25 protein-coding genes are annotated in these 26,162 nt (G+C 71.5%); 9 read left to right on the top strand and 16 right to left on the bottom strand.

Annotated elements, in window-relative coordinates; all coding sequences use genetic code 11:
• Positions 1 to 76 precede the first annotated feature (76 nt).
• Positions 77 to 1,180, top strand: a complete 1,104-nt coding sequence (locus ABEB28_RS10080; protein WP_345727739.1) for a sensor histidine kinase — start codon at positions 77 to 79, stop codon at positions 1,178 to 1,180.
• The gene (locus tag ABEB28_RS10075; RefSeq protein WP_345727738.1) at positions 1,177 to 1,824 is read left to right on the top strand and encodes a response regulator; all 648 of its coding nucleotides are present in this window, start codon (positions 1,177 to 1,179) and stop codon (positions 1,822 to 1,824) included. Before ABEB28_RS10080 ends, ABEB28_RS10075 begins: the two co-directional genes overlap by 4 nt.
• On the opposite strand, the gene ABEB28_RS10070 is transcribed toward ABEB28_RS10075, so the two are convergent.
• On the bottom strand, positions 1,817 to 2,239 hold the full coding sequence (locus ABEB28_RS10070) for a MarR family winged helix-turn-helix transcriptional regulator (protein WP_345727737.1): 423 nt from the start codon (positions 2,237 to 2,239) through the stop codon (positions 1,817 to 1,819). The genes ABEB28_RS10075 and ABEB28_RS10070 overlap by 8 nt on opposite strands.
• Positions 2,240 to 2,290: 51 nt before the next feature.
• On the opposite strand from ABEB28_RS10070, the gene ABEB28_RS10065 reads away from it, so the two are divergent.
• Entirely contained in the window at positions 2,291 to 2,947 is a 657-nt protein-coding gene (locus tag ABEB28_RS10065) for a TIGR03086 family metal-binding protein (RefSeq protein WP_345727736.1), read from the top strand.
• On the opposite strand, the gene ABEB28_RS10060 is transcribed toward ABEB28_RS10065, so the two are convergent.
• Together ABEB28_RS10060 and ABEB28_RS10055 are read right to left on the bottom strand one after the other, a co-directional pair.
• Complete coding sequence (locus tag ABEB28_RS10060; protein ID WP_345727735.1) at positions 2,926 to 3,441, bottom strand: CGNR zinc finger domain-containing protein; 516 nt, start codon at positions 3,439 to 3,441, stop codon at positions 2,926 to 2,928. The two genes, ABEB28_RS10065 and ABEB28_RS10060, sit on opposite strands and share 22 nt — an antisense overlap.
• 142 nt (positions 3,442 to 3,583) lie before the next feature.
• Positions 3,584 to 5,155, bottom strand: coding sequence for a dolichyl-phosphate-mannose--protein mannosyltransferase (locus tag ABEB28_RS10055; protein WP_345727734.1), 1,572 nt, complete (start codon positions 5,153 to 5,155; stop codon positions 3,584 to 3,586).
• Positions 5,156 to 5,342: 187 nt separating this feature from the next.
• Between ABEB28_RS10055 and ABEB28_RS10050 the strand changes: the two genes are divergently transcribed.
• From ABEB28_RS10050 to ABEB28_RS10040, 3 genes are read left to right on the top strand one after another with little or no spacing between them, the layout of a single operon-like run.
• On the top strand, positions 5,343 to 6,068 hold the full coding sequence (locus ABEB28_RS10050; protein WP_345727733.1) for a DUF4142 domain-containing protein: 726 nt from the start codon (positions 5,343 to 5,345) through the stop codon (positions 6,066 to 6,068).
• Positions 6,065 to 6,820, top strand: a complete 756-nt coding sequence (locus tag ABEB28_RS10045; RefSeq protein WP_345727732.1) for a class F sortase — start codon at positions 6,065 to 6,067, stop codon at positions 6,818 to 6,820. The genes ABEB28_RS10050 and ABEB28_RS10045 overlap by 4 nt, the downstream gene beginning before the upstream one ends.
• A 56-nt stretch (positions 6,821 to 6,876) precedes the next feature.
• On the top strand, positions 6,877 to 7,299 hold the full coding sequence (locus ABEB28_RS10040; RefSeq protein WP_345727731.1) for a VOC family protein: 423 nt from the start codon (positions 6,877 to 6,879) through the stop codon (positions 7,297 to 7,299).
• A 4-nt stretch (positions 7,300 to 7,303) separates the two neighbouring features.
• Here ABEB28_RS10040 and ABEB28_RS10035 read toward each other — a convergent pair whose 3' ends face one another.
• The 3 genes from ABEB28_RS10035 to ABEB28_RS10025 all read right to left on the bottom strand — a co-directional run bounded on the left by ABEB28_RS10035 (position 7,304) and on the right by ABEB28_RS10025 (position 10,668).
• Positions 7,304 to 8,125 (bottom strand): DUF1206 domain-containing protein, encoded by an 822-nt coding sequence (locus tag ABEB28_RS10035; protein WP_345727730.1) that lies wholly within the window; start codon positions 8,123 to 8,125, stop codon positions 7,304 to 7,306.
• Positions 8,126 to 8,231: 106 nt separating this feature from the next.
• The gene (locus ABEB28_RS10030; RefSeq protein ID WP_345727729.1) at positions 8,232 to 9,338 is read right to left on the bottom strand and encodes a hemolysin family protein; all 1,107 of its coding nucleotides are present in this window, start codon (positions 9,336 to 9,338) and stop codon (positions 8,232 to 8,234) included.
• Position 9,339: 1 nt separating this feature from the next.
• Entirely contained in the window at positions 9,340 to 10,668 is a 1,329-nt protein-coding gene (locus ABEB28_RS10025) for a hemolysin family protein (RefSeq protein ID WP_345727728.1), read from the bottom strand.
• A gap of 193 nt (positions 10,669 to 10,861) precedes the next feature.
• Here ABEB28_RS10025 and ABEB28_RS10020 point away from each other — a divergent pair, with 193 nt between their 5' ends.
• Positions 10,862 to 11,620 carry a DUF4253 domain-containing protein gene (locus ABEB28_RS10020; RefSeq protein ID WP_345727727.1) on the top strand — a complete coding sequence of 253 codons (759 nt, stop codon included), beginning with the start codon at positions 10,862 to 10,864 and terminating at the stop codon, positions 11,618 to 11,620.
• 4 nt (positions 11,621 to 11,624) lie between these two features.
• On the opposite strand, the gene ABEB28_RS10015 is transcribed toward ABEB28_RS10020, so the two are convergent.
• From ABEB28_RS10015 to ABEB28_RS10000, 4 genes are all read right to left on the bottom strand, one after another.
• Positions 11,625 to 11,921 (bottom strand): hypothetical protein, encoded by a 297-nt coding sequence (locus ABEB28_RS10015; RefSeq protein ID WP_345727726.1) that lies wholly within the window; start codon positions 11,919 to 11,921, stop codon positions 11,625 to 11,627.
• Between the two features lie 178 nt (positions 11,922 to 12,099).
• Positions 12,100 to 13,455 carry a glucosylglycerate hydrolase gene (gene ggh, locus ABEB28_RS10010; protein ID WP_425558935.1) on the bottom strand — a complete coding sequence of 452 codons (1,356 nt, stop codon included), beginning with the start codon at positions 13,453 to 13,455 and terminating at the stop codon, positions 12,100 to 12,102.
• 572 nt (positions 13,456 to 14,027) lie between these two features.
• Positions 14,028 to 14,426: a hypothetical protein gene (locus ABEB28_RS10005; protein ID WP_345727725.1), complete on the bottom strand. Its 399-nt coding sequence runs from the start codon at positions 14,424 to 14,426 to the stop codon at positions 14,028 to 14,030.
• A 67-nt stretch (positions 14,427 to 14,493) separates the two neighbouring features.
• Positions 14,494 to 15,399: an aminoglycoside phosphotransferase family protein gene (locus ABEB28_RS10000; protein ID WP_345727724.1), complete on the bottom strand. Its 906-nt coding sequence runs from the start codon at positions 15,397 to 15,399 to the stop codon at positions 14,494 to 14,496.
• Between the two features lie 135 nt (positions 15,400 to 15,534).
• On the opposite strand from ABEB28_RS10000, the gene ABEB28_RS09995 reads away from it, so the two are divergent.
• Positions 15,535 to 16,179, top strand: coding sequence for a pentapeptide repeat-containing protein (locus tag ABEB28_RS09995; protein WP_345727723.1), 645 nt, complete (start codon positions 15,535 to 15,537; stop codon positions 16,177 to 16,179).
• 58 nt (positions 16,180 to 16,237) lie between these two features.
• Positions 16,238 to 17,101 (top strand): RDD family protein, encoded by an 864-nt coding sequence (locus ABEB28_RS09990; protein WP_345727722.1) that lies wholly within the window; start codon positions 16,238 to 16,240, stop codon positions 17,099 to 17,101.
• Here ABEB28_RS09990 and efeB read toward each other — a convergent pair.
• From efeB to ABEB28_RS09960, 6 genes are all read right to left on the bottom strand, one after another.
• Positions 17,098 to 18,474: an iron uptake transporter deferrochelatase/peroxidase subunit gene (gene efeB / locus ABEB28_RS09985; protein WP_345727721.1), complete on the bottom strand. Its 1,377-nt coding sequence runs from the start codon at positions 18,472 to 18,474 to the stop codon at positions 17,098 to 17,100. The genes ABEB28_RS09990 and efeB overlap by 4 nt on opposite strands.
• A 54-nt stretch (positions 18,475 to 18,528) precedes the next feature.
• Entirely contained in the window at positions 18,529 to 19,671 is a 1,143-nt protein-coding gene (gene efeO, locus ABEB28_RS09980) for an iron uptake system protein EfeO (RefSeq protein WP_345727720.1), read from the bottom strand.
• 84 nt (positions 19,672 to 19,755) lie between these two features.
• Complete coding sequence (gene efeU, locus ABEB28_RS09975) at positions 19,756 to 20,703, bottom strand: iron uptake transporter permease EfeU (protein WP_345727719.1); 948 nt, start codon at positions 20,701 to 20,703, stop codon at positions 19,756 to 19,758.
• 353 nt (positions 20,704 to 21,056) lie between these two features.
• Positions 21,057 to 22,328 carry an adenosylhomocysteinase gene (locus ABEB28_RS09970; RefSeq protein WP_345727718.1) on the bottom strand — a complete coding sequence of 424 codons (1,272 nt, stop codon included), beginning with the start codon at positions 22,326 to 22,328 and terminating at the stop codon, positions 21,057 to 21,059.
• Positions 22,325 to 24,124, bottom strand: coding sequence for a DUF2142 domain-containing protein (locus ABEB28_RS09965; RefSeq protein WP_345727717.1), 1,800 nt, complete (start codon positions 24,122 to 24,124; stop codon positions 22,325 to 22,327). Before ABEB28_RS09965 ends, ABEB28_RS09970 begins: the two co-directional genes overlap by 4 nt.
• Positions 24,125 to 24,266: 142 nt before the next feature.
• Positions 24,267 to 26,003, bottom strand: coding sequence for a DUF2142 domain-containing protein (locus ABEB28_RS09960; protein WP_345727716.1), 1,737 nt, complete (start codon positions 26,001 to 26,003; stop codon positions 24,267 to 24,269).
• Between the last annotated feature and the right edge of the window lie 159 nt (positions 26,004 to 26,162).

Genomic DNA, 26,162 nt, shown 5'->3' with positions numbered 1-26,162 from the left:
GACGGCTGGTTCCGCACGGCACCGGTCGTACTTTTGACCGGTTCGGGCTCGGCGGCGATTTCGTAGCCTGCTCGGTGTGAGAACTCCGGTCTGGGGCGACGCCGCGCTCGGTGTCCTGTTCGCGGTCGCGCTGGTGTACACCGCCGTCGCGATCCGGGTCAGCTGGGGCGGTGGCTACTGGGCCTTCGACGCGGCGGCCGGTGCGCTGGTGGCCGGATGTGCGCTTGCCCGTCGTCGCCACTTACCGGCGGCCGCCGGTGCAGGGCTGGTCGTCGCGGCGGGAGCGATCCTCGTCGCGTGGGTGGCTGGGTTGCCGCAGGAGCCGGGGCCGGTGGCGGTGCTGGCGCTGGCGGTGCTGGTCGCGACCGCCGTACGGACGCTTCCGAGCGGCCCGGCGGGAGCGGTGGCCTCGGGTGGGCTCGCCGTCGTGCTCGGCAGTTTCGCGGCGGGAGGCGCGGACGTCGTGCCGATACTCAACGCGCTCGGTTGGTCGTCGGCGGTCCTCGCCGGCTTGGCGCTGCGCGCGTGGGACGCCCAGCGGCGCGCGACGCTGGAGGACGTACGCCGGGAGGAACGTCTGGAGGTGGCCCGCGAGCTGCACGACGTCGTCGCGCACCACATCACCGGGATCGTCGTGCAGGCCCAGGCGGCCCGGCTCGCCACCCGCCGGGACGAGTCGCTGGCGCCGCTGGGGCCGTCGCTTGCCGGGATCGAGGACGCGGGCACCGAAGCGCTGGCCGCGATGCGCCGCGTCGTGGGCGTGCTGCGGACCACCTCGGACACCGCTCCCACCACCGCCGGCCCCGAGGAGCTGACCGCGCTGCTCGACCGGTTCGCGGCGCGGCACGGACCGACGGTCCACCGCCGGCTGCCGACCGAGCTCCCGGACTGGCCGCCGGAGATCGCGAGCACGGTCTACCGGATCGTCCAGGAGTCGCTGACCAACGTGTCGCAGCACGCCCCGCAGGCCAGCACGGTCGGCGTCCGGGTCACCGACGAGGGATCCCAGCTGATCGTCCACGTCACGGACGACGCGCCGCGTTACCACCGCACGGGGTATCACCGCACCGGCTACGGCCTCGCCGGCATGCGCGAACGGGTCGAGTCGCTCGGCGGAACGCTGCACGTCGGCCCCCGGGACGACGCCGGCTGGTCGGTGCGGGCGACGCTGCCGGTATGACGATCCGCGTCCTGCTCGCCGACGACCAGGCGATGGTCCGCGGCGGCCTGCGTCTGATCCTCGAGGACCAGTCAGACTTCACGGTCGTGGCCGAGGCCACCGACGGCGTCGAGGCGATCGCGCTGGCGCGGGAACTCCGGCCGGACGTCTGCCTCGTCGACATCCGGATGCCCCGGCTCGACGGCCTGGAGGTCACCCGTGCCCTGTCCGGTCCTGGCGTCCGCGATCCGCTGCGCGTCGTCGTCGTCACGACGTTCGACCTGGACGAGTACGTCTACGGCGCGCTGCGGGCCGGCGCCGTCGGCTTCCTGCTCAAGGACGCCGGCCCCGCGCTGCTCGTCGAGGCGGTCCGCGCCGCACACGCCGGGGACGCGCTGGTGTCGCCCTCGGTCACCGTGCGGCTGCTGCGCCACCTGAACGACGTCGGCCCGGCTCGTGCGCCACTCCCCCGGCCGCTGACCGACCGCGAGCTGGAGGTGGTCCGGGCCGTCGCCCACGGCCGGACCAACCGGGAGATCGCCGCCGAGCTGTTCATCTCGCTGAGCACCGTGAAGAGCCACGTCTCCGGGATCCAGACCAAGCTGGGGCTACGGAACCGGGTGGAGGTCGCCGCCTGGGCGTGGGAAAGCCGAGTGGTCAGGTAGGGCGCACGGCGGCGTGCAAGGCCTGCAGTGCGGCGACGAACGCGTCGCGCTGCGCCGCGGGCAGCACCGCCAGCAGTTGCTCCTCTTCGCGGCGGATCGCGGCCTGCACGGCGTCGCGGACCCGGCGGCCTTCCGCGGTGATCGACAGGACGCGGGCGCGCCGGTCGTCGGGAGCCGGACGCCGCTCGATCAGCCCGTCGGCCTGCAACTGGTCGAGCACCGCGATCAGCCGGGTCTTGTCGGCGCCGATCGCTTCGGCCAGCGCGGCCTGCGTCCGCACCGGTTCGTCGTCGAGGCTGGAGAGCACCGCGTACGCCCACATCGAGAGCTGGTGTTCCTGCAGGATCGGCCGCTCGAGAGCGACGAGCGCCCGTCCGATCGGGGCCATCATCGCGGCCAGGTCCGGTCGGCTCATCCCGCGAAGATACCTGTTGACAAATCATAAGCATGAGCACATCGTAAGCGCATGCGTATTGATTTCGACTGGACGACCATCCGGGACCTCGACACCCGGGCCGTGCGACTCAGCGTCGAACAGGTCGACGCCGTCACCACCGCAGACGTCGATCGCCCGACGCCGTGCACGGGGTGGAGCGTCGCCGATCTGCTGGGCCACCTGGTGGCGCAACACCGCGGCTTCGCTGCGGCCGCCGCGGGGCGCGGCGACGACCCCGCACCGTGGACGGTTCCGCATCTGGGAGACGCCGCCGTGGAGCAGTACCGCGCCGCCGCGGACGAGGTGCTCGCCGCGTTCGCCGCAGTGGACGCGCCGGACCGCCCGTTCCACCTGCCGGAGATCGCACCGACGCCGTTCCCGGCCGTGCTCGCGATCGGCTTCCACACCATCGATTACCTGGTCCACGCGTGGGACGTCGCGGCCGCGCTGGAGCGGGAGTTCACGCCGGACGAGGCGCTCGTCGACGCCCTGCTCCCGGTCGTACTGGCGCTGCCGGACGGCGCCGAGCGAACGGCGCCCGGCAGTCCCTTCGCGCCGGGCCTGCCCGCGCGGGACGACGCGTCACCCTTCGCCCGCCTCCTGTCCGCACTCGGTCGATCTCCGGAATGGCGCCCGGCCGCGGGGGCCCGCACACCGGGGCAGGCTCAGGAGACCCGCGCGCGGTGACGGCGGACGGCGTCCCGGTTCGCGCACGCCGGCGAGCAGTAGCGCTGGCGCCCGGTGCGGCTCACGTCGGCGAACGGACGGCGGCACTCGGCCACGGCACAGCGCCCCAGCCGGTGCATCCCCCGCCCGGCGAGGTGCAGCGCCGTACCGACGCTGATCAACGCCCGCAGAACGCCGGCCAGCGGTAGGTCTGGGTCCCGGTAGTGGAGGTGCCAGCCGTCCCCGGCGTGGTTGGTCAGCCGCGGGTACGCCGACGCTGCGGCGAGCAAGGCGTTCAGCCGGTCGGCTCGCGCGGCCTCGTCCGGGGCGTCGACCACCCCGAGCCACTCGTCCAGGAAGCGCCGCACGTCGTCCAGGTCCACCTCGCGGCCGGTCACATCGGTGACGCCCGCCGCACGGCACCGGGCGACCAAGTCGGCGGCGCTGGACGGCGGGTCGACGGCGAGCTCGACCGCGAACCGGACCGGATCTTCGCCGTAAGGGTTGATGTGCACAAGACCATTACAGCATGCTCGCGGACATGAGCACTCAGCACTTATGGCGGACGATATCGAGCCACCCGACCAGCGAAGGGCAGATCCACTATCAGCGCTGCGCTTGCGGACGCTGGCGGGTCACCCGTCACACCCCTGGCTCTCAGATCCAGGAGTCGAACCACATCCGGGTGTGCCAGGAGTCGTACGTCAGCTGCTCGCCGGTGTAGATCGGGTAGAAGTAGGCGAACGTCGCCGCGATCACCACCAGGTACGACGCCACCGCCACCGCGCCGACCAGCCGTCGATCCCGATCGGTCGGATCGGGCACCGTGCCGATCGGAACGTCAGCCGGATCGACCTTCCGACCGAGCCCGGGGCCGAGCACCATGCCGATCGCCAGCGTCACCGCGAGCACGAGGAACGGCAGCGCCGGAAGCGTGTAGAAGTAGAACATCGTCCGGCTCGGGTAGAGCGTCCACGGCAGGATGCCCGCACCGAGGCTCATCAGCAGGATCGTCCCGGCGCGCCAGTCACGGCCCGCCAGCCAGCGCCAGGTGATCATCAGCAGCGCCGGGATGAACGACCACCAGAGCAGCGGAGTGCCCAGCGCGAGCACCTCGGCCGAGCAGTTGTCGGTTCCGCAGCCCGGATCGCTGGAGTAGTAATACGCCACCGGCCGGCCGAGGATCAGCCAACTCCACGGCGTCGACTGGTAGTCGTGCTTGGCGGCGAGACCGGTGTGGAAGTCGTACGCGTGGACGTGGTACTCCCACAGGTTCCCGATCGACGACGGTAGCCACGACGGCCCCGGCCAGGGGTTGCCGTTGCGGTTCCAGCCGTCGTCGGAGAGGAACCACCCGGTCCACGTCGACAGGTAGACGGCGAGGATCACCACGCCGGAGAGGACCAGCCAACCGGTTTCCCAGGTGAGCGCGTCCCAGATCGGATGCCGCACGCCCGCGCTGCGCCTGGCTTGCACGGCCCACCAGAACGCGAGCGCGGCCAGCGCGATGATGTACCAGCCCGCGCTCCACTTGACGCCGAGCGCGCACCCGGCGCTCACCGCGGTCGCGAGTCGCCACCAGGGCACGCGGAAGCCGGTTCCGGCGGTCAGGTCTTCCCCGGCCTCGGCCCGGCGGAGCAGCCACGTCCGGGTCGAGTCCCGGTCGAGCAGTGCGCAGCCGAACGCGAGCAGCAGGAAGAACATCAGGTAGATGTCGAGGAGCGCGACCCGGCTCATCACGAAGTGCAGGCCGTCCAGCGCGAGCAACAGGCCGGCCACGCACCCCAGGAGCGTCGAGCCGAACAGGCGCCGCGCGATCCGCGCGAGCAGCAGCACCGAGAGCGCGCCGACGATCGCTGCGGAGATGCGCCAGCCGACCGCCTCGTAGCCGAAGACCTGCTCACCGGCGGCGATCAGCCATTTACCCAGCGGCGGGTGGACGACGTAGCCGGGACCGTTGCCCTCCTTGTCCCGCTCGACGCCGAACTGCAGGAGGTCGTAGGCCTCCTTGGCGTAGTAGACCTCGTCGAAGATCTTGTCGCCCGGTTTGGCCAGCCCGACCAGGCGGAGCACCAGGGCGAGCAGCGCGACCAGACCGGTCCACACCCACGACGACACCCGATCTGTCGGCAGCCCGGCGGCGAGCCGGCGACGCAGCGACGGGCGAGCGCCCGGCGTCTCGGCGAGCTCCTCGGGGGAGGACGGCAACAACGGTTCGGTCACGGCCACCCGCCGATCGTAGGCTCCCGGGACGAGTGGGACGCGTATGGACCGAACTCCGGGGGTAACACACAGCGTGTTGAACCGAACGCAGCGGTAGGGTCACTGGGAGGTATCCGGTACCTTCTCGGTGAACCACGGTGAGGACTTCTGCCCCCGCTGTCCGGATGATCGGGCTGCCCGGAAGGACGATGCCATGCGGCTGAGGGTCGTTTCCACCGATAGCCGCTTAGCGGCGCTGCTCTCGGTAATCATCGTCCTCGTCGGCGGGCTGGTCGTCGGAGCACTGGGGACGCCGGCCCAGGCGGCACCCGCGCCCGGGGTGAACGCGCAGGACCAGTCGTTCCTCCGCGGCGCGCACCAGGCCCACCTGAGCGCCATCGCCGCTGCTCGGATCGCCATCCGCAAGGCGACCGACCCCGAGACGCGGACCATCGCCAACCGCTGGCTCACCGATCACTCCCGCCTCGACAACGCGCTCCGGCCGGTCGCGAAGAAGCTCGGCGTCGACCTGCCTGCCCGCCCGGACGCCACCCAGCAGGCGATGCTCAGCCGCTACGAGCAGACCAGCGGCCCGGCGTTCGACGGTCTGTGGGTCACCACGCAGCGTCAGGCCCAGGCGTCGCTCCGGCGGCAGGTGGAGGCCGAACTGACCGGCGGCCAGAACGGTGAGGTCAAGCAGCTCGCGCGGCAGACCTCGCCGGTCGTGGCTCAGCACGCGCAGCTGCTCGACGACTCCGCACCCGCGGTGGGCGCGGCCCCCGGACAGGTGGAGGGCGGGCGGGGCATCTCGTCCGGGAACCGTCCGGTGATCGCCGGAACGCTCGCCGCGGTCGGCTTGGTGCTGGTTCTCGCCTCGGCATGGTTCTGGCGTCGCCGGTCCCTGACCGGCCCTGCCGAGAGTGGACACTCCGGAGCATGAGCGGGTCGCTCCCGACCCGGCGGTTCCTGCTGCCGACGCGTCGTAAGTTCCGGCTCCCTGCTCCGAATCGCTCCAGCCGGTGGCCGGCGTACGCCGGGCTCGCCTCCGGCATCGTCTGCCTCGCGGCCGCCGCGATCTACGCCCTGACGCCGCCGCCCGCCCCGCCGCTGCCCACCGAGGTGGGCGTCGTCCCTGGCGAGACACCACGAGCCGCCGCCCCGGCGAGCCCGACGCCGAAGCGCACCACACCGCGGACCGCGACCCGGTCCCCCGCACCGTCGCTCACCGTGCCGCCCGCCCCCGACGTGGCACGCCCCCGGCGTCTGGTGATCCCGGTGCTCGGTGTCGACGCGGCCGTCGAGTCGGAGAAGCTCGACCCGGTGGGTGGGCTGACGCTGCCGGACGACCCGCGCCGGGTCGGCTGGTGGTCAGCGGGTGCGGGTCCTGGCTCCGGTTTCGGATCGGTGATCCTCGCCGGTCACGTCGACGACCGGGAGCTCGGACGAGGGGCGCTGTACAAGATCGGAACGCTCTCAGTCGGCGACCTGATCTGGGTCGACGGCACGTCCGGACGGCGCGCCTACCGGGTGGCCGCCCGCCGGGTCTACCAGAAGGCCACCCTCCCGGGCGACGTCTTCGCGCAGGGAGTGCCGGAGCGGCTCGTGCTGATCACCTGCACCAGCCCGTACGACCGGAAAACCCAGTCGTACGCGGCGAACGTCGTCGTCTACGCGTCGCCCGCGACCGGTTAGCGCCGCGAAACCGGTCTACGTGGTTGCATGAGGCCCTCGAATTCGGAGGAGGGGCCATGACGACCGGACTGCAGATCGCGTTCGACACCGCCGACCCGCACGCCCAGGCGGCGTTCTGGGCGGCCGCGCTCGGTTACGAGGTCGAGGACCACACCGCGATCGTCGACCAGCTGGTTGCCGCCGGTCGGCTGCCGGAGGCCGAGACACTGACGCGGGACGGGCGGCGGTGCTTCGCCGACGTCGCCACGTGCCGCGACTCCTCGGGCGGCCGTCCGCGGCTGTTCTTCCAGCGCGTCCCGGAGCCGAAGTCCGCCAAGAACCGCGTCCACCTCGACCTGCACGTCGGCCCGGAGAACGTCGACGCCGAGGTCGAGCGGTTGCTCGACCTCGGCGCGACGAAGGGTTGGGAGACGGCAGACCGTGGTCCGCGGACCATCACCCTCTACGACCCGGAGGGCAACGAGTTCTGCGTCTCCTGAGGGGTCAGCTCTTGCGGTAGCGGGCGTCGAAGAAGCAGTAGACGCCGTAGCAGATGAAGCCGAGCGCCACCAGCCACAGGAGCAGCGAGCCGAACGGCTGCTCGGCGACGGTCTTCATGGCACCGTCCAGACCGGACGCCTTCTCCTTGTCGAACGTGACCGCCGCGGTGATGACCAGGCCACCCACGACGGCGTACGCCGCGCCGACCGCCATGTAGCCGACCTGGCCGAGACGTTCGGCGGTGCGCCGCGAACGGGCGTCGGCGTGCGAGAGGTCGAGGTCGTCGCGGAACCGCTTGGCCCAGCCGTGGCGGATGACGAACGCGGCGACCACGATGATCGCCAGACCGAAGACGATCACGAGCGCGCGGCCGAACGGCTGCTCGAGCAGCTTGCCGGTCACCGACTCGGTCTTGCTGCCCTTCTGCGGGGTTCCCATCGCGAACTTGCCCGCGGTGAACGCCAGGAAGCCGAACAGGAACGCCTCACCGGCGCTGGTCAGTCGCTTCACCGTGCGGCGCTTACCGGCGGACGCGTGGCCCCAGATCGCCTCGGCGATCTGCCAGATCGTCAGCGCGGCCAGGCCGACCGTGATGATCCAGAGCAGGGCCTGGCCGAACGAAGTCTGCGCGACCTCGCTCAGCGCGCCGTTCTTGTTCGCTTCCTCACCGGAGGACTCACCGGTCGCGACCTTGATGGCCAGGAATGCGATGAGGAGGTTCACCACCCCGTACGCAACCAAGCCCACGCGTCCGATCCGGGTGATCGTGTCGCTGCGGGCGGCGCGGCGTGCGGTGTTACCTGCTCCGCTCACCGTGGCGGTCATGGGGCCTCCATCCGTGGCTGTTCAGCAATGACCTCCGGTCGCGGTGACCGGGGTGCCTGGCTAAACAGTCGCCGTTGAGCTGCGATGCCAAACGCCTGGACGTCGGCTAATCGGTCGCAGCCCGGTTGTTGCCCGCGACGGGCGCCGGGTCCGGGTCGTCGCGGTCCGCGACCGGCGGCGTCTCGTTGAGCTGCCCCACCAGCTCCTCGAGCAGGTCCTCCAGCGCGACGACGGCCACTCGGCCGGCATCCCCATTGCCGTTGAAGGACACCAGCCCCAGGTGCGCTCCGCTCCGCCGCAGGACCTCGACCGCATCGGCGAGAGGCGCCTCGTGCTCCACGTCCGGCATCGTGCGGATCAGACGGGCGGGCAACGCCCCGTCGAGCTCGTCCGGGCGGGCGTCCAGCAGGTCCTTCGCGTGGACGTACCCGAGGAAGCCGTCGTCGGACGACCCCCGGACCGGGAACCGTGAGTACCCGGACGAGGCGACCAGCCGTTCCACCTCCCGTACGGTGGTGCCGTCCGGGACGACCTGCAGTTGCTCCCCCGCCAGCGCCACGTCGCCGGCGGTCCGCGCCTCGCTGGAGAGTGCCCGGGTCAGCCGCTGCTCGGCCTCCACGTCCAGGAAGCCCTCGGCGCGCGACTCCGCGACCAACTCGGTCATCTCCTCGCCGGTGTAGACGGTGTTCAGTTCGTCCCGCGGCGTGATGCCGCACAGCCTCAGGACGCCGTTCGCGACCGCGTTGAGGCTCACCACGACCGGCTTGGTGATCCGGCACCAGGTGACCATCGGCGGGCCGAGGAGCAGCGCTGCGCGCACCGGACCCGCCAGCGAGATGTTCTTCGGCACCAGCTCACCGAGCACCAGGTGCAGATAGGAGACGATCGAGAGCGCGACCGCGAACGCGATCGGGTGCAACAGCCCTTCGGGGACGTGGACCAGCTCCAGCGGCTTCTCGATCAGGTGGGCGACCGCCGGCTCACCGACCGCGCCGAGCCCCAGCGAGCAGAGCGAGATCCCCAGCTGTGCTCCGGCCAGCATCAGCGAGAGGTGCTCGACGCCGTAGAGCGCGGTCCGTGCGGCGCGCGAACCCTGGGCGGCCCGCGGTTCCAGCTGATCCCGCCGGCTCGTGACCAGCGCGAACTCGGCGCCGACGAAGAACGCGTTGCCCAGCAGCAGCACGCACGCCAACAGTATGAAGCCGAGGTCCATGTCAGCCCTCCCTCGGCTCGTGCTCGGTGCGCACCAAGCGGATCGACGCGATCCGGTGGGCGTCCATCGCCTCGACCGTCAGCTCCCAGGTCGCGGGGTCGATCGCGTCCTCCACCGTGACCGCGTCGCCGACCTCGGGCACCTTGCCCGCCCGGTCGAGGAACAGGCCGGCCAGCGTCTCGTACGGCCCGGACGGGACGTTGAAACAGATGCGCGTCGCCGCCGCGTCGTCCCGCAGCAGGCCGGACACCCGCCAGACGTCGTTGCCGAGCTTGACGACGTCCGGCTCAGGTGGACGGTCGTGTTCGTCCCGGACCTCGCCGACGAGTTCCTCGATCAGGTCCTCCAGCGTGACCACGCCGGCCAGCCCGCCGTACTCGTCGATGACCGCGGCCATCTGCAGCGGCTCCGCCCGGAGCTGGCCGAGCGCCTCGTCCAGCTCCAAGGTCTCCGGAACGACACCGAACGGCTCGATCACCTCCCGGATCGGCGTGCGGGCACGGTCCTCGTCCCGGTAGCGGAAGACAGACTTCACGTGGACGACGCCGAGGACGTTGTCCAGCTGGTGCTCGAAGACCGGGAACCGGGAGAAGCCGGTTCGGCGGCACTCGGCGGCCAGGTCGGCGACCGTACTGTGATCGGCCAGTGCGCACACCTTGGTCCGCGGCGTCAGCACGTCGGCGACGGTCCGGTCGTCGAACGCCAACGAGCGACGCACCAGCCGGGCGGTCCCGGGGGCCAGCGCACCGTGCTCGACCGACGCGCTGACCACGCTCCGGAGCTCGGCGCGGGACCGGCCGGCGCCCAGCTCGTCCTGCGGCTCGATGCCCAGCTTGCGGATCACCCAGTTGGCCGAGCCGTTCAGGGCCAGGATCAGCGGCTTGCAGGCGGCGCTGAAGGCCCGCAGTATCGGCGCGACGAGCCGGGCGGTGCCCAGCGGCTCGGAGACCGCCGCGTTCTTCGGGACCAACTCACCGAAGACCGTCTGCACGGCCGTCGCCAGGATGAGCGCCGCCAGATAGGACGCGGTCTTGGCGACACCGGCCGACAGGCCGGCCGCCTCGAACGCCGGGTGGAGCAGACGTCCGATCGAGGGTTCGGCGAGGTACCCGAGCACCAGCGACGAGACCGTGATGCCCAGCTGGCAGCCGGAGAGCTGGAAGGACAGCGTCCGAAGCGCGGCGAGGACCCGCGCGTCCCGCTCGCTGCCCCGATCCGCCAGACGCTGCACCCGGGGCCGGTCGAGGCTGGTGAGCGAGAACTCCGCCGCCACGAAAACTGCGTTCGCAGCGAGGAAGACCACTGCCGCGACGAAGACGGCCGCGATCACCGACGGTGCTTTCCGCGACGCGCCTCGCGGCTTGCGGGGCCGACCGCCTGGTGACGGAATCGTGAAAGCGCCGGGTGGGACGCGGCTTGGTTCATGGGGAGAGGGGTTGCCGGATCACCCCGTGTCCACACGCGGGACAGTCCGTCGCCTACCTTCCCTGCCGACACACCGGTCGGCCTGAGAGACTTGCCGCGTGGCCGCTGTCAGTTCGTTCTCCGATCGAGGGGGCAACCCGCAGGACGTCTTCGTCCGGCTCGGCGTCGCGCTCCCCGGACTCGACCTGCTCTTCCGCACTGGCACCGGGGTGCCGGTGTGGTCGTACCCAGTCGACGCCGGCGAAGGGTTCGACCACTGGCTGCGCCTGCGCCGGCTGCACGAGCGCACCGGGCTGTACCCGTTCCTGGTCGGGCCGGGTGACGAGACCGCCGACCTCGCGTACATGGCCGAGAACGACTGCGACCCGACCGCCGTCGAGCGGGGCCTGGTCCTCGACGGCGCCCGCCGGCTCGCCGAACTGGCCGCGGCGCAGGACACGATGTCCGTCGAAGACGTGTTCCAGAACCCGGACCTCGACGTCCAGCCCAGCCCGGAGCCCGAGTTCGTCTGGGACAAGCAGGAGACGCTGGTCGCGCTGATCCCCGCCCGGGCGGGTTACGAGGTGCCGGGCCTGCTGACCTGGCAGGGCGCGGTCAACTGCGACGTCGAGCCCGCGGACCACGTCGCGATCCTCAAGCGGTGGCACGACCTGTACGGCGCGCAGCTGGTGACGCTCTCGTTCGACATGCTGGAGCTGCTGGTGCCGACGCCGCCGATGGACCCCCGGGCGGCCGCGGAGACGGCGGTCGAGCAGTACGCGTACTGCCCCGACGCGGTCGACCAGGGCGTGGGCTCCTTAGCCGCACTCGCGGCGGGCCAGGTCCGCAGCCCTAGCTGGTACTTCTGGTGGGACTGACCAGCTAGCTGGCTGCTGGACGGCGGCGGCGGAGGTTCCACCAGGTCATCAGCGGGTCGAGCGCGGCGAGGACGTTCGGGTAGGTCCGCTCCCAGGGCAGGATCTCGCCGACCGGCAACACCCGCCACTCGTCCGAGTGCAGCCAGGTCAGTTCGCCGACGAGTACGGCGGAACCGCGGGAGGCGCCGCGAACCTGGTGGGGTCCGTAGATGAGCCAGCGGTCATGCGCGACGCGCAGCGTCATCCAGCCGGGCGGTAGGTACGTGGTCAGCGTGTCGGACGGGTGGCGGGCTACGTCCATGCACCTGAATACGGGCGCCGACCGTCTGCGGCTCGACCCATCTGCAATTCCCACCACACGATGGCGCGAAGTTGCTCGAACCTGGAGCCCGCGGAGGGCGTCGCTCGCAGTCGAGCGCGAGGCCGCCTCGACCTGGCTGTGGTCTCAAGGCCGCAGCAGCCGCCTGTGAGCGTCGTTCTCAGCGGGCCGTGCACCAGTCCAGAATTACGGCGGCGGTCCAGGATTGCATCCGGGAGCCGAGCGCCTCGCCGGTCACCGGCTCGTAGTACTCCGAGAACGCGCCGTCGCCGACCAGCTTCAGCGTCTCGGTGCGGAGCGTCGCCGCCGCAGCGGTGTGACCGTGTCGGGCGTGCGCCCACCCGAACAGCCACGAGACCACCGGCCACTGCGGACCACGCCAGTACTCGCGGGACTTGAAGCCCGCGGAGTCCGGCGAGACCGTCGGCGGCACCTTGGCCACCAGCTCGGGGTGCCCGGCCCACCGCGGCCCGTGCAGCGTCGCCAGCAGTGCTCGCTCGGCGTCGGCGTCGAGACCGCCACAGATCAGCGGCGCGAACCCGGCGAGGGTCTCGACGTCGATCCACTGACCGGTGCGCCGGTCGAAGTCCCGGGCCAGGCCGGTCTCCGGGTGGCACGAGGCAGCGACCGCCGCACGCGACCGGGCCGCCCAGGTCCGCAGCTCGGCGACGTGCGCCGCCGGCTGCCCGAACTCCTCACCGAGGTCGGCCAGGACGTCGGACGCGACCGCGAAGATCGCGCTGACAAAAACGTCGGCCACCAGGAAGCTGCACGTGTCGTACACCTTCACCGGGTCGTAGGAGGCGCGACGCATCTCCTCGATCAGCCAGAGGTAGCGGTCGTACTCCAGGTCGGTCGGGCGCTCGGCCCCGTCCCGCACCAGCTCCCGATCGAGGCGCACGTACGGCGGCAGGTCGGGGCCGGGAACGACGGCCGTGTACGGCTGGTCCCAGCGCGGCGAGTTGTCCATGCCGGATTCCCACCCGTGCACGACGGCGATCAGTCCGGTGCCGTCCGGGTCGCGGTACTGCGACAGCCAGGCGTGCCAGCGGTAGAGCGCGTCCCAGGAGTCCCGGACCAGCTGCTCCCCCGCGGCCCGGTCTTCCGCGCTCCCACGGCGCGCCACCTCGAGGATCCGACCGACCGCGATCGCGTGCACCGGCGGCTGGCAGATGCCGGACGTCAACGGTGCCTGCGGGGCGGACGCGGACAGCTCGGCGGTGCCCCACCGACCGGGCCCCGGGAAGTAGCCGCCCCGGTCGCCGTAGACGATGTGCGGGATCATGCCGTCCGCCCACTGGGCCGCCAGCAGCGTCCGGATCTCCTGCCCGGCCCGATCGACACCGAGGTGGGCGAGGCCGATCGAGATGAACGCGGCGTCCCAGCTCCACATGTGCGGGTAGAGCGCAGGCGCAGCGGTGACCATCGTGCCGATGTCGTTGGACCGCAGCACGTCGGCGGCGCCCATCGCGAGGTCGGTGACGTCGTAGGTTCGGCGGAACGCCCGGCGGACGATCCTGGCCGCCGGCGAGCCCGCGGCTTCCGCTGCGTCGAGGGCATCGATCGTGGTGGCTGCGCCGTGGGGTCGGCCGATTGCGGGATCCGCTCCACGCTCCTGACGGCTACGGGCAGACAACAGGGCAGGCTGGTCCGAGGGACCGGCGATCATGACTACTCCAACGCGACGACGATCGTTGTGGGCATCCCGGCCAGCCCGCCAGCGCGTCGACCACAGGGGGTCGTTGCGTTCAACAGGCACGGGGCATCGGGCGTCGCTAGCAACGACGCCGTGGCCGGATGTCGGGGGGCTCGACCGGCGGTAGCCGGCTGCGGATGGAGCCACTCCCTTGCGTCGACCTGCGATCCACCTGGTTGACACGTGGTGTTCCCGGTCGAGCAACAAGAACGTTACAGAGTTCGACGAGTTGGCGGTATGCCGTGCGGTCCGTCAGCAGGGCGGACCGGGTCAGCCGTTCGCCGTCCCCGGTTCGTCCGGCTGGTCATCACCGCAGGACGCCCGGGTGGTGCCGACGGCTCGTCGGTACCCGGCTGGCCGCCGCCTCGGCGCCGACGTGGCGGAGATCACCTTCATGCGACGCGCCGAGGATCGGAACCGCGAACCGGAGCGAGTCTGCCGCGAACAGAAGGGCTGATCAGAACGAACACGGTGGTCGCGATCGCCACCACGTGTGCGGTCACCCACGACCGGTGGTCCGCGGCGACACCGGCGTCGAGCACCTGTCGAACGCAGAAGGCCTCGTACCCGGAGATCACCAGCAGCAACAGCCACGGCACGAGGTTCGCGCCCCGCCAGATCCGGTAGAGCAAGAACATCTGCAGCAGGTACACCAGAAGCCCGACCGGAGAGTCACCCGCGTTCGAGATGAAGTACGCGTACGTATCGGCCAGCAGGACGCACAGCAGCAACGTCCCGGGGCGCCGGAGCACCGCGAGGAGCGTCGACGCCGATGCCGAGTCCGTGGTCATGTCTTCGTCATCGGTTTCCGTTCGGTCGAACGGAGGGAAGTACGGCCGCCCGCACCGCTTCTGCAACTCAGCCGCGGCGCGCCAGCCAGCGAATCGCCGCAGCAGCCTCGGCGAGCTGATACGACCGGACCTCCGGCGCGTACCACGGGGGCGGTTCGAGGCCGACCGTCACCAGGAACCCGGCGAGCGCCGCCAGCGTCGCGGTGATCGTCTCCGGCGCGACGTCCCTGGTCAGGGGATGGGTGCGGACGATCTCCTCGAGATCAAAATCGGCCCCGGTCGCCACCACGCCGGGCAGCAGGAACAGCAGGTCGAGCCAGGGCGCACCGACGCAGGCCGACGGCCAGTCGACGAACCAGACGTGGTCGTCGGTGAGCACGATGTTGTCGGCGCGCATGTCGCCGTGGAGCAGCGTGTTCCCGTTGGCGCCCACCGACCAACCGGCCTCCAGCCGCCCCAGCCGTTCGAGGTCGCGCGTCACCCAGTGGGTGTCCTCCGGCAGCACGGCTCGCAGCTCCGCCTCCGCCGACGGGCGGAGGGGGAGTTGCCGCCAGCCGGTCAGGTCGCCGGCCCAGTCGAGCACAAAACTCGGCCCCGGCAGCGGGCTCGGCGTCGTCGCCGCCGCGCACTCGGTGAGGGCGGCCAGCACCCGGTCGAGCTCCGGTCGCGTCCAGGGCGTCGTGGGCGGACGGCCGTCGACGTCGGCGCACGCCACCGCGGCCCACCGTCCGTCGTCGTAGGTGCCGAGCAGCCGGGGCGCCGGCACCTCCGGCGGCAGCGCGTCCATCACCCGCCCTTCGCGGCGCAGCTTCTCCACCGTCGAGGCACCGCGATGGACTCCCGCTGCCTTGACGAACACGCGTCGCCCGTCGTCCAGCACGAGCCGGGACGCCAGCCCCGGAGTGAGCCCCAGCGGCACGCTGCTCGCCTCCACGACCCGGGCACCGAGCATCCGTTCGACGCCGCTGCGCACGGCGTCAGGGAGTTCGGTCCAGGTCGGACGTGGACGAGCTCGACTTCCCGGTCCGGCCGGCGGAGCGCTCACCCGGCCATTCTCCCGGTACTCCGCCACCGCCCGACGCCGGATCACGTGGGTTACGGTTTTCCAGTGCCACCGACTGGGATCGCCCCTCGCCCGCCCCAGCTGGACGACGACGTCCTCGAGCCCTTCGACGGCCCGCTCGACGACGAGATCGACCTCTACCGCAACGTGCTGACCGGCACGTACGTCGGGATCGCCGGACGTGGCGAGATCGCGACGGTGCGGGCCGAGGGTGCCGACCTCTCCGGGACCAGGTTCGAGCCGCTCGACCTGAGCGACGTCCGGATCGAGCGCTCCGATCTCGCCGGCGCGCGCTGGGAAGGCGTCTCCGCCCGCCGGCTGGCGATCACCGACTCACGCCTGGTCGGCTGGCGCCTGATCGCCTCGTTCGTGGAGGACGTGCTGATCAGCGGCTGCCGGTGGGACGACGGCAGCCTGTTCGTACGCCGCGGCAAGGGCTCGATCGTGTTCCGGGACTGCACGTTCTCCGGCACCACTCTGCGCGGCGACCTCTCCGGCATCGTCTTCGACGACTGTGACCTGCAGGGCGCCGAGTTCGGCGCGGACGCCGCCCGCAAATGTGACCTGCGGACGTCCCGGCTGGCGGGCGCCAAGGGCCTGACGACGCTGCGAGGCGCCATGATCACGACCGACCAGGCCATCGCCCTGGCCGATGTGCTGGCAATAGAACTCGGCTTCACCCTCGCCTGACCACGCGCGACGCCGGGCACCCGGGCCGAGGCGAGCGGACATGTGCGAGGCTGAGCGGGTGAGCGCGCGGGCAGCGGATCAGCAGCGGCTGATCATCGGGGAGGCCGTCGAGGTCGAACTGCCGGTAGCCCGGCTCGCCACCCGGGCGGTCGCGATCGGCATCGACGCGTTCATCCAGATCATGCTGTACATCCTGCTCAGCACCCTGCTCGGCGCGGTCGCGGTGCAAGCCAACTTCGCGGTCGCGAGCACGCTCTCGGTGCTCGTGCTGGTGTTCACGTTCGTGGTCTGGCCGGTCAGCTTCGAGACGCTGAGCCGCGGCCGGAGTCCGGGAAAATTCGCGCTCGGACTGCGGGTGGTCCGCGACGACGGCGGCCCGATCCGGTTCCGGCACGCGTTGACCCGTGGGCTGATCGGCGTCGCGATCGAGTGGCCCGGCCTGTTCCTGCCGCCGCTGACCTGGATCTTCGGCTCCAGCTGCATCCTGTTCTCGGCCAGGGGAAAGCGGCTGGGTGACCTCGCAGCAGGCACGATCGTCCTGGTCGAGCGCCTGCCGGACCTGAGCCGCCAGCACCCGATCTCCATGCCGCCGGAACTCGCACGCTGGGCTCGCGACCTCGACCTGACCGGCATCGACGACTCCCTCGCGATGACGCTGCGCCAGTTCCTCACCCGCGCACCGCGCATGCGCGCCGAAGCGCGGACGTCGCTCGGGCGGCGGCTCGCCGACGAGGTGCTCCGCAGCACGACACCGCCTCCCCCGCCGGGCACGCCCGGCTGGGCCTACCTGAACGCGGTGCTCGCCGAGCGTCGGCGCCGGGAGGCCGAGCGGCTGGCCGCACGACGGGCGGTGGTGGCCCTCGGCGCACCGGCGCTGCCGACGCCCGTCCCCGGTCCAGACGGGTCCTGGAAGCCCTCTTAAGTGAAGAGCGTGTCGCCCCAGTAGCCGCCCTTCCGGACACCCGGCGGGCACGCGAACACCGCACTCCCGACGTGCTTCACGTACTCGTTCATCGTGTCCGAGCGGGCCAGGTTCCGCTGGATCGGGATGAACTGCTTCCGCGGGTCCCGCTGGTAGGCCAGGAAGAACAGGCCCGCGTCCAGACGGCCCAGCCCGTCCGAGCCGTCCACGAAGTTGTAGCCGCGGCGCAGCAGCCGCGCGCCGGCGTTCTGGTCCGGGTGCGCCAGCCGGGTGTGCGCATCCATCGCGATCACCGGCTCCGACGCACCGGTCACCGTGTCGAACTCGAAGTCGTCGAACTCGTTGTCGTCGGCGTCCACGCTCGTCGTCGGCGCTCCGGTGCCTTTGAACCGGCCGAAGATCGCCTGCTGCTCGGAGAGCGGGGTCCGGTCCCACGTCTCGATGTGCATCCGCATCCGCCGGGCCACCAGGTACGACCCGCCGGCCATCCACGGTGCGCCGTCACCCGGCGCGGCCCAGAGCTGCTCCTCGAGCAGCGCCGAATCCTCCGCCTTCAGGTTCCGGGTGCCGTCCTTGAATCCGAACAGGTTCCGCGGCGTGGCCTGGTCGCGCGAGGTCGACGACGTCCGGCCGAAACCGAGCTGCGACCAGCGCACCGCGACCGCACCGAAGCCGATGCGGGCGAGGTTGCGCACCGCGTGCACCGCCACCTGCGGGTCGTGGGCGCACGCCTGGATCGCGAGGTCACCGCCGGAGCGGGCCGGGTCCAGGGCGTCGCCCGGAAACGCGGGCAGGTCGACGAGGGCGGGCGGGCGTCGGGCCGCCAAGCCGAACCGCCGGTCGAACATCGTCGGGCCGAACCCGATCGTCAGCGTCAACTGCGACGCCGGGAGTCCGAGCGCCTCACCGGTGTCCTCCGGCGGCGCCTCGATCGGCCCGTCGACCGCTCCGGTGTCGCCGGCCGCCTCCCCCGCCGTCATCCGCTCGGCCGCCTTCGTCCACTCCCGCAGCACGTCGACCAGGTCGGCGCGGCTCGTGGTCGTGATGTCGAAGCTGACGAAGTGCAGCCGGTCCTGCGCCGGCGTGACGATGCCCGCCTGGTGGACGCCGTAGAACGGAACGGCCGCCGCGGCGTCGCTGCCGCTGGAGCGCGCACCCGAACGCGCGTCGGCGACGACGTAACCGCCGGCCGCCGCAGCACCCAGCCCGGCCAGGCCGGCGGCGCTCGCGCCCAAGAGTCGTCGCCGCGACAGCCCTCGCTGCGACGGCTCTCGCTGCGGCGCGGCGGGAGCCTCGGGTGTGGCCTCCGCCGGTGCGGCGGTGCCGTCCGGCGCGGGGATCCGGCCGGTGCCGTCCTCGGTGGTCCGTGCCATTCTCAGCCCTTCCTCGCGTCGGGGTGCTCCGCAGCCGGAGCGCCCCGTCACTACTCACTTCTGCGCGACGACCGCCGCGACCTGGCTCAGCGGCTCGCTCAACGCGTCGACCGCCGTGGCGAACTGCTTGATCTCGGCCTTGGTGAGCTCGGTGTACAGCTTGAAGCCGTCGTCGGTCGCCTGCGCGTCGAGCAGCTTCTGCACGGCGGCGAACTGAGCGTCGAGCTTCTTCACCAGCTCGGGGTTCCGCTCGACCAGCGTCGGACGCAGCGCGGCGATCGCCGCCTCGGAACCCTCCACGTTCGCCTGGAAGTCCCAGAGGTCGGTGTGCGAGTAGCGGTCCTCCTCGCCGGTGATCTTCCCGGTCGCGACCTCGTCGAGCAGTTCCTTGGCGCCGTTGGCCAGCTGCAGCGGCGAGAGCTGCACGGTGTTGGCCTTGTCGACGACCTCCTGGACGTCCGCCAGCAACTTGTCGGCGAGCGCGCCGTCCTTGGAGACGTCCTTGGTGATCCAGAGGTCCTTCTCGATCCGGTGGAACCCGGTCCACTCCGTCCCCGGCTCGACGTCGTTCTCCCGGGCGTCGATCTTCGGGTCGAGGTCGCCGAAGCTCTCCGCGACCGGCTCGATCCGCTCCCAGTACGTCCGTGAGACCGGGAACAGCGCCTTCGCCTTCTCGATGTCGTTGGCCTTGACCGCGTTCACGAACTCGGTGGTCTTGGTGATCAGCGCGCCGGTCTGGCTCTTCACGTAGCGCTGGTAGCTCTGGGTGGCCGCGGCGAGCTTGTCGTCGGTGGAGAGCGACTGGCTCGCGCCGGTGACCTCGAGCGCGGTACGGATCCCGTCGCCCCGCATCCCCGGCTTGCACGCGCCTTCGTACGCACCGGCCGGCAGCTCGACGATCAGCTTCCGCGACAGGCCGGGGCCGATGTTCTCGACCTCACCCATGATGCGGTCGCCTTCGGCGTACACGTAGAACTCGGTGACCTTCGTGCCGGTGTTCTTGATCTCGAACGTGCTGGTCCCGGCGTCGAGCTTGGTCTTACCGACCTTGCACGACGTGTCGGTGGCGGCCACCGAGATCGGACCGCCGGACGCGTCGCCCGACTCGTCGTCGTTGGAGCCGCATCCGGCCGCGCCGAGCAGCGTGACGCCCGCGAGCGCCAGGACGAGCACGGTGGAGGGTCTGGAAGTCCGCATGTGGGGGGTTTCTCCTGTTCGTTCCGGCGCACGGTCGGGCCGCGCCGGCGGGTGGGGATTCCGGCCTACGGCCGGTGGGAGCACTCAGGATCCGGTGGGAGCGCCCGTCACCGAGTTCTTGGTGGACGTGTCGTCGGCCGACGCCTCGACAGCGGCGCCGTCCCCGACCTGCGTGGTCCGCGAGTCGCCGCCGTCCGCGGCCACCGCGGTGGGTGATTTCGTCCGGCTGGGCCAGAGGAAGAACGTCAGCACCGGGACGAGGTACGCGGTCCAGGCGATCGCCTGCAGCACGGTCGTCTGCGGCTGGAAGTTGAAGATGCCCTTGAGCAGGGTGCCGTACCAACTGTCCGGCGGGACCTGGGCGCTGACGTCGAAGGCCAGCGTGTTCAGTCCGGGAAGGACCTCCGCTTCCTGCAGGTCGTGGAAGCCGTAGGAGAAGATGCCTGCGGCGACGACGACCAGCAGCGCACCCGTCCAGGTGAAGAACGTGCCCAGGTTGATCCGGACCGCGCCCCGGTACAGCGCGAACGCCAGCGCGACGGCGATCACGATGCCGGCCAGGAAGCCGAGCAGCGGCCCGAGCTCGCTCTCCGCCTGCTGGGCGGCGCTGAAGAAGAACAGCGTGGTCTCCAGGCCCTCGCGGGCCACCGCCAGGAACGCCATCAGCGCGACCGCCCCCGCGCCCATCGCGATCGCCGCTTCGAGCTTTCCGGTGAGGTCGGCCTTGAGGTGACGGGCCGTCCGTCGCATCCAGAAGATCATCCAGGTGACCAAGCCGACCGCGACGATCGACAGGAAACCACCGGCCAGTTCCTGCTGCTTGAACGTGTCCAGGCCGGTGATGGCGTAGGTGAGCAGCGCGCCGAACGCTACCGACACGGCGATCGCGGCGGCGACCCCTGCCCAGACGAGTGGGAGGCGGTTGCGGCGCTCGGTCTTCACCAGGTAGGCGACGAGGATGCTGACGACGAGCGCGGCCTCCAGGCCCTCGCGGAGGCCGATGAGGAGGTTCGGGAAGAAGTAGTCGAACATCCGCTGCCCCTCTGCGTCGCCGTCCGTCCAGGTGTCTGCCCACCCCGGATCGCACGGCCGGGGCGGACGGTCGTCGACGTGACGTGCTCCGACCACCACTCACGGTCTGGAAACGCCAAGGCAAGCCTCGCCACGGTAAGCCTTACCTATCTCGAACTCAACCGGGCAGGCCCCACTAACACATCACACAACTCTTTGTGGGCGGCCCGCCGAGGGGCGAGCCTGGCAGGCGAGCGCGAGGCCTTGAGACCACCACAAGGTCGAGGCGGCGCCTCGCGCTCAACTGCCAGCCTCGTCCTCGGCGGGCTCCACCTTCGTACCCGTTCTACAAGCGACCGTGTCTCGGGCGGCGCTCAGCTACTCCAGGACGTCAGGTAGGCCAGCTGGGTCTCGGTGAGGGTGTCGAGGGTGACGTCGAGGGCGGCGAGCTTGAGGCGGGCGATCTCGCGATCGATGCCCGGCGGCACCTCCAGCACCGCCGCAGGCAACGCACCCGGCTCGTTGCGGAGCAGCCACTCCGCCGAGAGCGCCTGGATGCCGAACGCGATGTCCATCACCGCGGCCGGATGCCCTTCGGCCCCGGCCAGATTCGCGACCCGTCCCTCGGCGACGAGCAGCAGCCGCCGGCCGTCCGCCTGGACGTACTCGTCGACGTGCGGGCGAACCTCCATACGCCGCTCCACGGCGTTCGCCCCGAGCCACGCCACGTCGATCTCCAGGTCAAAGTGGCCCGCGTTCGCGAGCACCGCCCCGTCCTTCATCAACGCGAAGTGCTCGGCGCGGATGACGTCCCGATTGCCGGTGACCGTGAGGAACACGTCGCCGAGCGGCGCCGCCTCGGCCATCGTCATCACCGCGTACCCGGAGAGCGTCGCGTCCAGCGCGCGGCCCGGGTCGATTTCGGTGACGATGACCCGCGCACCGAGACCGGTCAGCCGCGCGGCCAGACCCTGGCCCACGTAGCCGAACCCGGCCACCACCACGTTGGCGCCGGCCAGCAGCATGTTCGTGCTGCGCAGCAACGCGTCGATCGACGACTGGGCGGTGCCGATCCGATTGTCGACGAGGTTCTTCGTGGGGGTGTCGGTGACCGCGACGACCGGGTACCGGAGCGCATCGGCCGACGCCATCGCCCGCAGCCGCACGACGCCGCTGGTGGTCTCCTCGCAGCCGCCGCGCAGGCCGGGCAGGAGATCCTGGTAGTCGGTGTGGAGTGCGGTGGCCAGGTCGCAGGCGTCGTCCAGCACGAGTTCCGGTGCGCGGGCGAGGACCGAGTCGAGGTGCTGCCGGTAGGTGACCGAGTCGGAGCGGTGCCGCGCGAAGACGCTGACGCCGTACTCGACCACCAGCGCGGCCGCCGTGTCGTCCTGGGTCGAGAGCGGGTTGGACGCGCACAGCCGGATCTCGGCCCCACCGGCCTGCAGCGTGCGGACGAGGTTCGCGGTCTCCGCCGTGATGTTCAGGCACGCCGCGATGCGCACCCCGTCGAACGGACGCTGGGCGGCGAACCGGTCGCGGATCGCGCGCAGCACCGGCATCGACCGGTCGGCCCACTCGATGCGGCTGTGACCGTGGCCGGCGAGCCCGAGATCTGCGACGTCGTACTGGACTTCCGGTGCACTCACTGCGCGACCGCTCCGTTCGGAAGCCGTCCGTCACCGGTGACTACCGACGCCTCGGCGGGCCGCGCAGCCTGGCTGGGCGCCCCCGGGGTCGTCGGGGAACTCGTTCCGCCGTCCGTCGAGGCGGCGGCGGAATCCTCGGCTGCGGGCGACCCCACCACGGCCGGCGTCGGCCCGTCGGGCGTGCTGCCGTCGACGACACCGGCGGGACCCGCTCCGGCCGTCGCGAGCGTCGATGTGCTGTCGGAGAGGGCCGCCCCTTCCGCGGGGCCGGCCGGCATCCGCCGGACGATCCACAGCGCCAGCAACGCCAGCAGGGACACGCCGACCAGCTCGGCGAGCAGCGGTGCGAACGAGCCCAGCGGAGGCTTCCAGCTACCCCGCAGCGGGTTGAGGCCGTAGCCCTGTCCGAATTGGAAGCGCGTCTGGACCAGCAGCAACGCCCAGACGTGCAGCAGGCCGGTCACCACGGCGACGGCCGGCACGATCCGTCCGACGCCGGTGGGGCCCAACGCCCGCTCGACGCGCCGCAGCGAGACCGCACCGAGAACCAGCCCCACCCCGAACGGCATCAGGTACCGCCCGTGCTGCGACCAGCCGATGTTGCGCAGATAGGCCAGCTCCAGTGCGACCAGGGCGAGGAACGACGTCGCCAGGATCGCGAGCAGGACCAGCGCGTGGCGGCGCTTCACCACCGCCAGGGCCGGGCCGACCAGCGCGCCGACCATGAGGTACCAGGCGACGATGGTCCAGCTGGGGAGCGTGGTCTCGCCGTAGCTGAACTGGCCGACCAACTGGTTGACCCAGAACGTGACCCGGGTCAGCGAGAGCTGCCGCAGGGCGTCGGAGTACGGGATCGTGGCGGCGGCGTTGCCCTCCGCGCCTTCGCTGTCGGACAGGCCGGAGAGCAGCATCCAGCCGATCGCGTAGATGCCCACCACCGCTCCGACGCCGAGCACCCACCAGACGTCGTGCCGACGCACCAGCGCCATCACCGAGGCCCGCCGCGCGAGCAGCAGGCAGGCCAGCAGGATGAGGATGAGCAGTACCGGCCCGAGCGCACGAAGGACGAGCAGCAGCGAAGCGGTGACTCCCGCCAGGACGACCAGCGAGCGGGTGAACCGCTCGGACAGCTCGCCGGGGCGCGCTCGGAACAGCGTCAGCAGCGTGGTCCAGAGCAGCACTCCGGCCGCGATCTCCCATCCGTTCGGGTTGATCGCGCCGTTGAGGTTCATCGCCATCGGCGTCGAGACGACGATCAGCCCGGCGACGAGCAGCGGGCGCCGTCGGCGCACCGCGATGTAGACCGCCAGCCCGAGCATCACCGCCGCGCCGAGCGCGGACACCAGGCGGGCCGCGACCACGCCGGAGAGGTCGGGCGAGATCAGCAGGGGAACACCGACGACCGCGTAGTACACCGGGTTGTACCGGCCGGCGGCGCTGGCGACCCGTTCGGTGTCCCGGTCGTCGGGCGCCGGGTCCTGGCAGCTCGCCGCCACCCGGTTCTTCCAGGTGCAGTCGAGCTCGCCGGGCAGGAGGCTGCGGGGGACGTCGAACCAGGCGCCGCCGCCCCGGATCGCGTCCGTGGGCGTCGCGTAGACCTGGCCGCTCACCACCGCGTAGGCGCGCACCAAGTGCTGGGACTCGTCGTAGGTGCCGTTCACCGGCAGGGCGGCGGCCCAGCCGGCGCCCATCAGGAAGAACGAGACGACCGCGACGAGCAGTACCCACCGGCCACGGATGCTGCCCGGACCGGCTGCCTCCGACGCGGCGGCCACCGTTACTCCGGGACCGGCCACGACCTCATCCTCCCCGGCGGGAAACCCCTGCCCCGCCTCGTCTCGGACACACTAGTGGGCGGGTGCGACAGGGCCGCGCCCGGCGCGGCCTGTCGGCGCAGCGCGCGCCTACTGAACCGATCCCCTCGCCGGGCTGGAGCACTCAGGTCTCGGCGGGAACGTCCGCTTCCTCCGCCTTCGCGGCGCTCGATGTCGTCGAAACCCCCGCGGGAACCGCGGTCTTGTCGTCCGCCGAGGCCTCCGGGTCCGCGGTCTCCCGGGACGCCGCGGGCGGCGGGAGACGCCGCCCGGGCACGAGCACCTCGAACGCCGTTGCCAGGCCGGGTTCAGCGTGCGGGCGTGGCTGCCGGGTCAGCACCACGAGCGCGACGAGTAGCAGACCACCGAACGCGACCGTCAGCAGCGGGATCTGCGGCCCCACCGCGGGCAGCCAGGCGCCGTGCAGGGCGCCGAGGGCCTTGAACCGCTGCGTCACCTGGAAACGCGTCATCACGACGGCCAGCGCCCAGACGTGCATCGCGCCGGTCGTCACCGCGCAGATCATCACGAACCGCTTGGTCGCCACCTCACCGAGGCGGCCCTCCCAGCGTCGTAGGCAGCCGGCGAGCAGCAGCGCGCCGACACCGAACGGCAGCACGTACCGGCTCTGCTGCGCCCAACCGATGTGCTGGTAGTAGAGCAACTCGAAGCCGACGAGCAGGCCGATGCTGACCGCCGCGATGCCGATCAGGACGGTCGCCTGCCGCCAGGTGGCGAACAACAGCGTCGGCACCAGGATGAGCAGCGCGAGGCCGTACCAGGCGACGAGCATGCCGTTCGGCGCGGCCACCTCGCCGTAGCTGAACCGGCCGACCAGCTGCGCGACCCACTGGGTGAGCCGGTCGCCCATGATGTACGCCAGCTTCTCGGCGAACGAGAGGTGCGGCGGCGGGTTCTCCGCCGGCGGGTTGTTCAGAACACCCGAGAACAGCGTCCAGGCGACGCCGAACAGGCCGGCGATCGACACGCCGATGCCCACCGCCCGGGTGTCCCTGCGGATGAACAACTCCCGGTTCCGGCCGGGACGGGCGATCGCCATGCAGGCCAGGACCGTCAGCGCGAGCAGGAGCGGGCCGAGCGTCCGGATCGACACCAGCGTCGCGGCTCCCAGGCCTGCCGCGAGCAGTAGCTGGCCGGTCCAGCGGTCGCTCAGCTCCCCGGGGCGTGCCCGGACGAGCGTCAGCAGCGCGGTCCAGGTCAGCACGCCGGAGGCCAGCTCCAGGCCGCTCGGGTTGATCGAGCCGGCCAGGTTGAGCAGGTTCGGGCTGGCCGCGACGATCAGCGCGGCGATCAGCATCGGGCTGCGCCGCCGGACCGCGATCGTGACCGCCGCCGCCATCATGCCGGCGACCATCGCGCCGGACACCAGCCGGCCGAGGACGATGCCGCCCATGTTCGGGCTGAGCACCATCGGGAGCCCGACCGGCACGTAGTAGAGGGGGTTGTAGCGCCCGGCGGCGGTACCGACCTCGATGCGGCTCGGGTCGTCCGGCGGACGCTGGAGGCACGACGCCGGAAGCTCCCATCGCTGGGCGCAGTCGGCGTTCACCGGGAGCAGGCTCCGCGGCACGCTGTACCACGCGCCACCGCCCCGCGCCGCCGCCGCAGGCGCGGAGTACAGCTGACCGCTGGCCGCTCCGTAGGCGCGGACGATGTGTTCGTCCTCGTCGTTGGTGCCGTTGGTCGGCAGCGCGAGTGCCCAACCGGCACTGACGAGGAAGAAGGCGGCGAACGCGAGCAGGAAGACCGCCCGGGCGCGCAGCGGGCGGACCAGCCGCGGCGACCAGCCGCCGGCGGTGGACGGCCTGGTGATGACGGTTGGGGACCCGTCCTTGGACACAGCACCTCCTGGCGGCAGTGCCGCCCGGTTTACCCGGCGCCGGGACACCCGCGTACGGATGCCCCGGCGTGCCGACGAATGTCGGAGTCAGTGTTGCGACTGCGGGCAATGACCGCTGCCCGACTCAGCCCGGGTCTTCGACGGTGAGACCCCGACTGC

This window comes from Cryptosporangium minutisporangium, assembly GCF_039536245.1.
GTDB classification, from domain to species: domain Bacteria; phylum Actinomycetota; class Actinomycetes; order Mycobacteriales; family Cryptosporangiaceae; genus Cryptosporangium; species Cryptosporangium minutisporangium.
The sequence above is the reverse complement of the archived record's forward strand: the minus strand, read 5'-3'. Positions and strand labels throughout refer to the sequence as shown.

What these genes read in the sequence shown, in the direction of transcription:
- ABEB28_RS10075 (WP_345727738.1), top strand. Translation starts at nt 1,177, where the DNA reads ATGACGATCCGCGTCCTGCTCGCCGACGACCAGGCGATGGTCCGCGGC.
- ABEB28_RS10070 (WP_345727737.1), bottom strand. Translation starts at nt 2,239, where the DNA reads ATGAGCCGACCGGACCTGGCCGCGATGATGGCCCCGATCGGACGGGCG.
- ABEB28_RS10065 (WP_345727736.1), top strand. Translation starts at nt 2,291, where the DNA reads ATGCGTATTGATTTCGACTGGACGACCATCCGGGACCTCGACACCCGG.
- ABEB28_RS10050 (WP_345727733.1), top strand. Translation starts at nt 5,343, where the DNA reads ATGCGGCTGAGGGTCGTTTCCACCGATAGCCGCTTAGCGGCGCTGCTC.
- ABEB28_RS10045 (WP_345727732.1), top strand. Translation starts at nt 6,065, where the DNA reads ATGAGCGGGTCGCTCCCGACCCGGCGGTTCCTGCTGCCGACGCGTCGT.
- ABEB28_RS10040 (WP_345727731.1), top strand. Translation starts at nt 6,877, where the DNA reads ATGACGACCGGACTGCAGATCGCGTTCGACACCGCCGACCCGCACGCC.
- ABEB28_RS10035 (WP_345727730.1), bottom strand. Translation starts at nt 8,125, where the DNA reads ATGACCGCCACGGTGAGCGGAGCAGGTAACACCGCACGCCGCGCCGCC.
- ABEB28_RS10030 (WP_345727729.1), bottom strand. Translation starts at nt 9,338, where the DNA reads ATGGACCTCGGCTTCATACTGTTGGCGTGCGTGCTGCTGCTGGGCAAC.
- ABEB28_RS10015 (WP_345727726.1), bottom strand. Translation starts at nt 11,921, where the DNA reads ATGGACGTAGCCCGCCACCCGTCCGACACGCTGACCACGTACCTACCG.
- ABEB28_RS10005 (WP_345727725.1), bottom strand. Translation starts at nt 14,426, where the DNA reads ATGACCACGGACTCGGCATCGGCGTCGACGCTCCTCGCGGTGCTCCGG.
- efeB (WP_345727721.1), bottom strand. Translation starts at nt 18,474, where the DNA reads ATGGCACGGACCACCGAGGACGGCACCGGCCGGATCCCCGCGCCGGAC.
- efeO (WP_345727720.1), bottom strand. Translation starts at nt 19,671, where the DNA reads ATGCGGACTTCCAGACCCTCCACCGTGCTCGTCCTGGCGCTCGCGGGC.
- efeU (WP_345727719.1), bottom strand. Translation starts at nt 20,703, where the DNA reads ATGTTCGACTACTTCTTCCCGAACCTCCTCATCGGCCTCCGCGAGGGC.